Here is a 6,835-nt window from a genome sequence, read left to right as displayed (position 1 = left end):
GCGCAGATCACCCCTGACTGGTCCCACCTAGGGGCGCGGGGCTGTGTTCAATTTGCGGCTACCGCCGCGCGGGCGCGACCAGCCCCCACCGGGCCCGCACATACCCACAACCGCGCCCCCGTTCACATCACTCCGCCGCAGCCCGCCCAGTAAGCGCGGTCAAACTACTCCGCACATGGTCCATATGCGCCTGCACGTCATCCCAAGTCTCCCCGTGCTCGCGCAGCACCCGCTCCGTATCCCGAGCAACCCGCTCCTCCCGAACCCGAGCCTCCGCCAGAACCTCAGCCGCCCGCGAGGCCGCCTCCTCCTGCCACCGCCGATCCGACAACTCCGCCTCGGCAAAAGCCTGTTGAGCCTCCCCCAACGCAGCCTCCGCAAGAGCGACCCGCTCGGCGTACTCCGCATCCAGCGCTGCCGCCCGCGACGACGCCTCCCGCTCGGCCGACGCCCACCGCTCCTCGTGCTCCTTGGCCTGCTCACCAAGCATCGCCGCGGTCCGCTGCCGCACCTCACGCAACGCGGACAGCGCCTCCGTACGCCCCTCCTTCACCTCGCGCCGGGCGCCGATCCGGATGTCGTCGGCCTCGGCGCGGGCCGCGAGGAGTCGCTGGCGGGCGCGTTCCTCGGCCTCGGCGCGGAGCGCGTCCGCGTCGTCGCGCGCCGCTTGGAGCACGCTCGCGGCGCGCGCCTCTGCCTCCGCAACCTGTTCCTCCGCCGCACGCCGCGCGGACTCCCGTAGCGCCGCGGCTTCCTCCACCCCCAACTGGAACAGCCGCTGAGCCCGCTCCCCCAGCGCCTCGTACGTCTGCGGAGCGAGCCGGGACACGGCGACCCGCATCCGCGCGGCCTCCGCCTCCATGTCCTTGGCCAGTACGGTCAGCCGCGCGGCCCGCTCCCACGCCACGTCCCGGTGCTGCGAGATCGCCGCCGCGTACGCGTCGACCTGGTCGGGGCGGTAGCCGCGCCCCCGTACGGCCACGAAGCCACGTGGTGACACCGATGCGCTGCTCATCCTGGAACCCCTCTCCATCCGACGGACACGACATGATGATTTGCCGCATATCTTGATGGATCGGGCGTAAGTGTTCATAACGCGACACTCCGCAGACAGGTCACGGGCATCACGCGAACGCGAAACGACCACGGGCGCACACAAAAGGGCCGGACCCGGTCACACGACCGGGCCCGGCCCTTCAATACAGCTCAATACAGCTCAATACAGCCTGTTCAGCGGATCGGGATCACAACAACCCGTCCCACATCTGCTCCAGCAACACCGACCACCAGCTCTCCGGCGACCCGAGCGCCGCCGGATCCAGCGAGGCGAGCTGCGCCTGGAAGTCGACGGTCCAACGGCCCGCCTGCTCCTGGTTCAGCCCGTACCGCAGGCGCCACATCCGGCCGAGCAGCGCCAGACAGCGCGCGAACTCGGGCAGCCCCGTGTTCACGAACTGCGGCGGTACGGGAGCGCCGCCCGGCCCCGCCTCCACGGGCACGGCGACGATGTTGGCCGTGCCGTACTGGACGCAGATCGCGCGGCCGAAGTCGCTGCCCATGACGAGGTACGAGCCCGCGTCGGCGGACGGCCGTACCCCGCGCTCCTGCGCGAGTTCGGCCAACGTCGGTACGGGTCGCCCGGGTTGGGCCTGCGCCCAGAAGAACGGGCCCATGTCCATCGGCAGCCCCGCCGCGACCAGCGTGTGCGCGACGACCGGCGGTACGCCCTGCCGGGACACCGCCGCCTGCTCGAACCGGAACACGCCCGGCCCGAACGCGCCCGCCAGTTCCTGCGCGATCGCCTCCGGCGGGATCGGCGGCGTCGGCTGCACCGGCGGCAACGGCGCCCGCACCGGGGCGAGTCGGGCCGGCCCGTCGGCGACCTGGTGCAACTCGCCCTGGTGGGCGAGGAGTTCGCGCATCCCCTGCTGCCGGCTCGCGTGATCCGTGCCGTACGGCGCGATGCTCGCGATGCGGGCCTGCGGCCACTGTTCGCGGATCATCCGCGCGCAGTACGCGCCCGGCAGTTCGCAGGACTCCAACTCCGTGTGCAGTTCGAGGACTTGGTCCGGCGGGATGTTCATGCCGCGCAGCTCGTGGAAGATCTGCCACTCCGGGTGCGGCGTCCCCGGCGCGGACCGCCGGATCAGCTGCTGCTCGGACCCGTCCGGCGCGCGGTACCGCAACACGGCCTGATAACCCGGTCCCACGGTCGGCTGCCCCTGCTGCGGATAGCCGTAGGCGGGCTGCTGCTGCCCGGGGAACGGCTGCCCCGGCGCGGGCATGGGAGGCATGCCCTGACCGGGCATCTGCTGCCCAGGGGGCGGCATCGCACCGGGAGGTACCGCGCCCGGCGGCATCGGCTGCTGCTGCGGCGGGGCACCCGGCGGCATACCGGGGGCGCCCAACGCGCCGGGCGCGCCCGGGAATTGCGGCGGCGGAGGCACACCGGGCCCACCCATCGGGGGCCCGGCGAGCATGGTCTCCGCGTGATGCACGGCACCTTGGGCACCGCCCTGGGAACCGGGGGTGCCGGGAGCGTTCGGCGGCTGGGGCGCGCCCGGAGAACCGGGGGCACCATGTCCACCGGGTGCGCCGGGAACTCCGGGAGCACCGGGCGGCTGTGGCGTACCAGGGGCACCCGGCGGCTGCGGAGGCCTCGGCCCCGCGGACCCGGGGCCACCCTGCCCGGGATCGGCAAGCATCGTCGCGGCATGGTGCACCCCACCCGGAGGCGTACCACCGGGAGTGTTCGGCGCACCAGGCGCACCGGGCGGCTGCGGAGCACCAGGCCCCTCCGGACCGAGCCCCGAAACCATCTGCGTAGCCACATACCCACCGCCCGGCGCCTGCGGAGGCGGCGGAGGCGATGCGGGCGCACCACCCGGCCGCGCACCCGGCGTCCCGGGCGCACCCGGCGGGGGAGGCGTCTTGGAACCACCGCCCCGGCGTGGCGGAGGCGCCGCCTTGCTGGTCGCGGCGTCGGCGATGTCCCCGGCGTTGGGCGCGAGCCCCCGTCCCGGCACCCCGGGCCCACCAGGAGGCTGCGGCACGTTACCGGCCCCTTGGGGATACCCGTAGGACGACGGAGCCGGCTGCGGCGCACCCGGCGCACCACCCGGAGACGGCGGGGCACCACCCGAGCCACCGGCCGCCCCTTGCGGGTAGCCGTACGAAGGCGGAGCCGGCTGAGGCGCACCCTGCGGATACCCGTACGACGGCGGCGTGTTGCCCTGGGCCGCGCCGCCAGGTCCACCAGGCCCCCGCGAACCCCCGGCCCCACCACCGGAGTCGGAGTCGGAGCGGGACTCGTCCAGCGCCGGAGCCTGTGCCGTACGCGGGAGTTGGCTGCCGCCGGAGATCAGGGCGGTCTTGGCGTCGGGCGGGGTGTTGTCCTCGGGCTCCCTCAGCGGCGGCGCGAAGACGGTCGCGGGCAGCGGTACCGAACGGTCCTCGCCGGGATCCGCGTTGGTGTCGGTGCCCGCCCAGGGAGTCGCCCCGGCAGGCACGGCGGGCGCGTCGTCCGGCACCCCGGATCCTCCGGCGTCCGGCCACGCCGAAGCGGCGGGCACCCCGGCCTGGGTCTCGGGAAGCGCACGCCCCGACGGACCCGGAGCACCAACTCCCGCACCCGCACCCGGAGTTGATCCCTGTGGAGTCGAAGGCGAGGCCGACTCCCCTCGCCGGTCCGGGATCCCCAGCTTGTCCGCCGCCTCCTGCAGCCACTCCGGCGGACTCAGCAGGAACGAGGTCTGATTGAGGTCCACCCGGGCCGGCGGAGCCGCCGGTACCGCGTCGGCGACCTCGTCGGGGCGGCCGTACTCCTCCTCGTAGCGGCGGACGACCTCGCCCACCGGCAGCGAGGGCCACAGCGTGGCCTCGCCGCTGTCGCGGGCGAGCACCATCCGCTGTGCGCCGCCGTCCGAACGCGGTCCGTCGGCGCGGTCCTCGGCCCAGATCACGAAGCCGAGGTCGAACTCCCGCACCCGCACCTCGCGATGCTGGTACGACGGCACATCGCCGTTGATCCACTCCTCGGCGCGCTCCTGCGCCTGCGCGAAGGTCACCATCGGTCAGCTCACTCCCCCACCGCGGACGCCGAGGCCGCGGACGACACCGGAACCGACTGGGCGAACCCGCCGTCCACCATCAGATTCGCCACCGTCTCCAACTCCGGGGGATTTCCCGCGAGTCGGGCCAGGAACTGGTCGAAGTCGTCCCCGGCGCGCAGCAGCAGCCGCTCCACACGGTCGGCCGGCGCCTGGGACGGGTCGACGTCGCGGGCGTCGTCATAGGCACAGAACCACACGGAACCGATCTGCTGCCCCTTCACCTTCACGGCGAGCAGGCCGCCCTGGACGAAGCCGACGGCCAGGTAGTCCTTGGTGAGGTGGTCGCGCAGGCATTTGTTGATGTAGACGAGGTCGTTGACGGCGGCCTCGTCACGGACCGTGAAGAACGGCTGGTCGATCATCAGCCCCAACTCGGCGTCCAGCGCGGTGCCGATGGGCGCGCAGCCGCCGGCCGCCTTGAGGAACGACCGGTAGGCGCCCGGCAGTCGGTAGCCGAGGTCCTCCTCGACGCCCTGCACCTGCGCCTCGGTCACCGCGACCGTCGACTTCGGCAGGCCGAAGTGCGCGGGGCGGGTCTCCTGGAGCGGACGGGTGCCGCGCTTGTCGTGGGCGACGGCGGCCGTGGCGATCCCGCCGTGGTGGCGCAGCAGTGCCTTCACGTCGACGGGGACGAGTTCGAGGCGCCGGGTGCCGACCACGTGGTGCCAGGTCCAGCCGTGCGGGGTGGCCACCGCGGGCACGGTGTCCCACAGCTCGTGCCGGGTCGCGGCGAGCGCCGCGTTCGCCGACACGTAGTCCGTGAGGCGCAGTTCGTCGACACCGAAGCCCTCCGGGGGCTCGGCGATCTCGGCGGCCGCGCGCGCGTACGGCGAGAAGTCGGGGTAGCCGTGCTCGTCCATCCGCACCCCTCTGGGGTGGCGGGCCGCCCGGACCGGGTCCGGGAAGTGCACGACCTGCCCGGCGTAGGCCGCGTTCGGTGGCGCGGCTCGCTGCCCGAGCCGACCTGTCGTCATGGCGGTTGCCCCCTGCGGCATTCAGTACGATTCACAGCGGCCGAATGTCCAACTCGCCCCACTGTGCCCCGTATCGACTGTCTCGTCTTCTTGACGTCTTCGTTCGACTGTCTCCACGCGTCGACCGCGTGGATCGCGGTGCGGACAGCCTATGCGGTACGGCGACACCGGTCACCGGCGGCGGTCGGCCGCACCCCCTCACCGCACCCCTCACCGAACGCACCGCACCCGTCACCGAACCTCCACGACCGTGACCTGCCGTCACCCCGTCGTGACAGCCCGCCGAAGCCCTGGCGTGTCGCACCGCCCCAGCTACCGCACCAGCCACGGCATTTGGCACTCTGTGACCCGCCGGGGGATGCTCGGGAGGGGATGACGATCATGAACGCGACGCAGACGGGACCGCACACCGGGGCGCACACCGGACCTTCGGGCGACCCCCGGGTCGGCTGGAGCGCCACCGAGGCACGGCAGGCGCCGGCCCTCAGCCACCGCCGTGACGGCATACTCCCGACCATCGCCGCCGCCCTCTCCGTGCGCGGCGCCACCACCCTCACCGGCACCGCCGCGCGAGGCGACCAGCCGCCCGCCCTGCACCCACTGGTACAGGACTTCCTCGACACCCTCACCAGCGCCCAGCGCGACCGGTTCACCGGCCGCTGCGCCGAGGCGATCCTCATCTCCCGGCACATCACCGCCGCCGACGAGGCCCGCAGCAAGCGCGCCGCGCGCAAGCCGATGACCAACGGCGAGGCCCGCAAGACCCTCAAGCAGGCCAAACTCACCGCCCGCCGCATCCGCGAGGACGGCGACCCCCTGCACGGCAGCTTCGCGACCCCCTGCCGAGCCTGCACAGCCCTGAGCGCCCACTTCGGCGTACGAGTCGTCGACCCCGCGACGGAAACCGGCTGACCCCACCCCCACCAGACCGAGCAAGGCACGACCGCACCACCGTCCCTGACGCCGACGATCGAAGGGCAGATGCACGCCGACCGCCACTCCTCCCCCAAGCCCTCGACTCCGCTCGGCCAGGGCGGACCCCCATCGCGCTTCTCCGTACCCGTGGACGCCGCCCTGCGCGCCGCGGGCTGGCAGCCCGGCCGCTGGGACATAAAGCAGGCCGAGATCTGGGCGGACACCCTGCGCGACCACACCTCGCCGGCGGGACACCAGCACGCCGTGTTCCCGGCGGCGGTGGAGGCCTGGGCCGAGTTCGGCGGCCTGCACATCACACCCTCGGGCCCCGGCCGCCAGATCTCCCCCGTGGCGCTCCACCTGGACCCCCTGCACGGCCTCCACATGGCCCGCACCCTCGGCGACCTAGGCCGCGCCCTGGACACCGACGTCAGCCCCCTGGGCGAGGAACCGGACACCCGGTCCCTCCTGGCCATCGACTCCGAGGGCCGCGTCTACGCCCTCGACCACACCGGCGACTGGTACCTGGGCGGCGACATCGACCAGGCCCTCGCCACCCTGGTCTCGGGCATAGAGCCAGTACGGCTGACGGCGGGCTGACCGCACCCAGGACGGCCGCAGCCCTCGTACGGCGAGAAGGCGACGTGTCGGGGGGTGTCCGCCCGCAGCGGTCGGCGCTCAACACCGCCACACTCTTGAGAAACCTTGCCGCGCCGATCCGAGGACGGAGACCCCCCGGCGCGGCGCCGCCCCACAACGCACCGCAGGCAAACCACGACGCACCCGCACGGAGCCACGAAGCGGCACCCCCACCCACCCAGGGGCGCGGGGAAC

5 protein-coding genes are annotated in these 6,835 nt (G+C 73.3%); 2 read left to right on the top strand and 3 right to left on the bottom strand.

Annotated features, from left to right (window positions below; translation table 11 throughout):
* Positions 1 to 127 precede the first annotated feature (127 nt).
* The 3 genes from AC31A1_RS43595 to AC31A1_RS43585 form a co-directional block, all read right to left on the bottom strand.
* The gene (locus tag AC31A1_RS43595; protein WP_489658619.1) at positions 128 to 1,015 is read right to left on the bottom strand and encodes a cellulose-binding protein; all 888 of its coding nucleotides are present in this window, start codon (positions 1,013 to 1,015) and stop codon (positions 128 to 130) included.
* 229 nt (positions 1,016 to 1,244) lie between these two features.
* Complete coding sequence (locus tag AC31A1_RS43590) at positions 1,245 to 4,070, bottom strand: SUKH-4 family immunity protein (RefSeq protein WP_489658618.1); 2,826 nt, start codon at positions 4,068 to 4,070, stop codon at positions 1,245 to 1,247.
* 8 nt (positions 4,071 to 4,078) lie between these two features.
* Complete coding sequence (locus tag AC31A1_RS43585) at positions 4,079 to 5,086, bottom strand: SMI1/KNR4 family protein (protein WP_489658617.1); 1,008 nt, start codon at positions 5,084 to 5,086, stop codon at positions 4,079 to 4,081.
* 372 nt (positions 5,087 to 5,458) lie between these two features.
* Between AC31A1_RS43585 and AC31A1_RS43580 the strand changes: the two genes are divergently transcribed.
* Positions 5,459 to 5,998 (top strand): YwqJ-related putative deaminase, encoded by a 540-nt coding sequence (locus AC31A1_RS43580; RefSeq protein ID WP_489658616.1) that lies wholly within the window; start codon positions 5,459 to 5,461, stop codon positions 5,996 to 5,998.
* Positions 5,999 to 6,067: 69 nt separating this feature from the next.
* On the top strand, positions 6,068 to 6,601 hold the full coding sequence (locus tag AC31A1_RS43575) for an SUKH-3 domain-containing protein (protein WP_489658615.1): 534 nt from the start codon (positions 6,068 to 6,070) through the stop codon (positions 6,599 to 6,601).
* Positions 6,602 to 6,835 lie beyond the last annotated feature (234 nt).

The sequence above is a fragment of the Streptomyces sp. P5F9 genome, from assembly GCF_057961495.1.
Note: the sequence above shows the minus strand (reverse complement) of the source record. Positions and strands in the feature narration are given on the sequence as shown.

Bases quoted from the DNA above. Each gene is read 5' to 3' on its own strand.
- AC31A1_RS43595 (WP_489658619.1), bottom strand. From the start codon at position 1,015: ATGAGCAGCGCATCGGTGTCACCACGTGGCTTCGTGGCCGTACGGGGG.
- AC31A1_RS43590 (WP_489658618.1), bottom strand. From the start codon at position 4,070: ATGGTGACCTTCGCGCAGGCGCAGGAGCGCGCCGAGGAGTGGATCAAC.
- AC31A1_RS43585 (WP_489658617.1), bottom strand. From the start codon at position 5,086: ATGACGACAGGTCGGCTCGGGCAGCGAGCCGCGCCACCGAACGCGGCC.
- AC31A1_RS43580 (WP_489658616.1), top strand. From the start codon at position 5,459: ATGACGATCATGAACGCGACGCAGACGGGACCGCACACCGGGGCGCAC.
- AC31A1_RS43575 (WP_489658615.1), top strand. From the start codon at position 6,068: ATGCACGCCGACCGCCACTCCTCCCCCAAGCCCTCGACTCCGCTCGGC.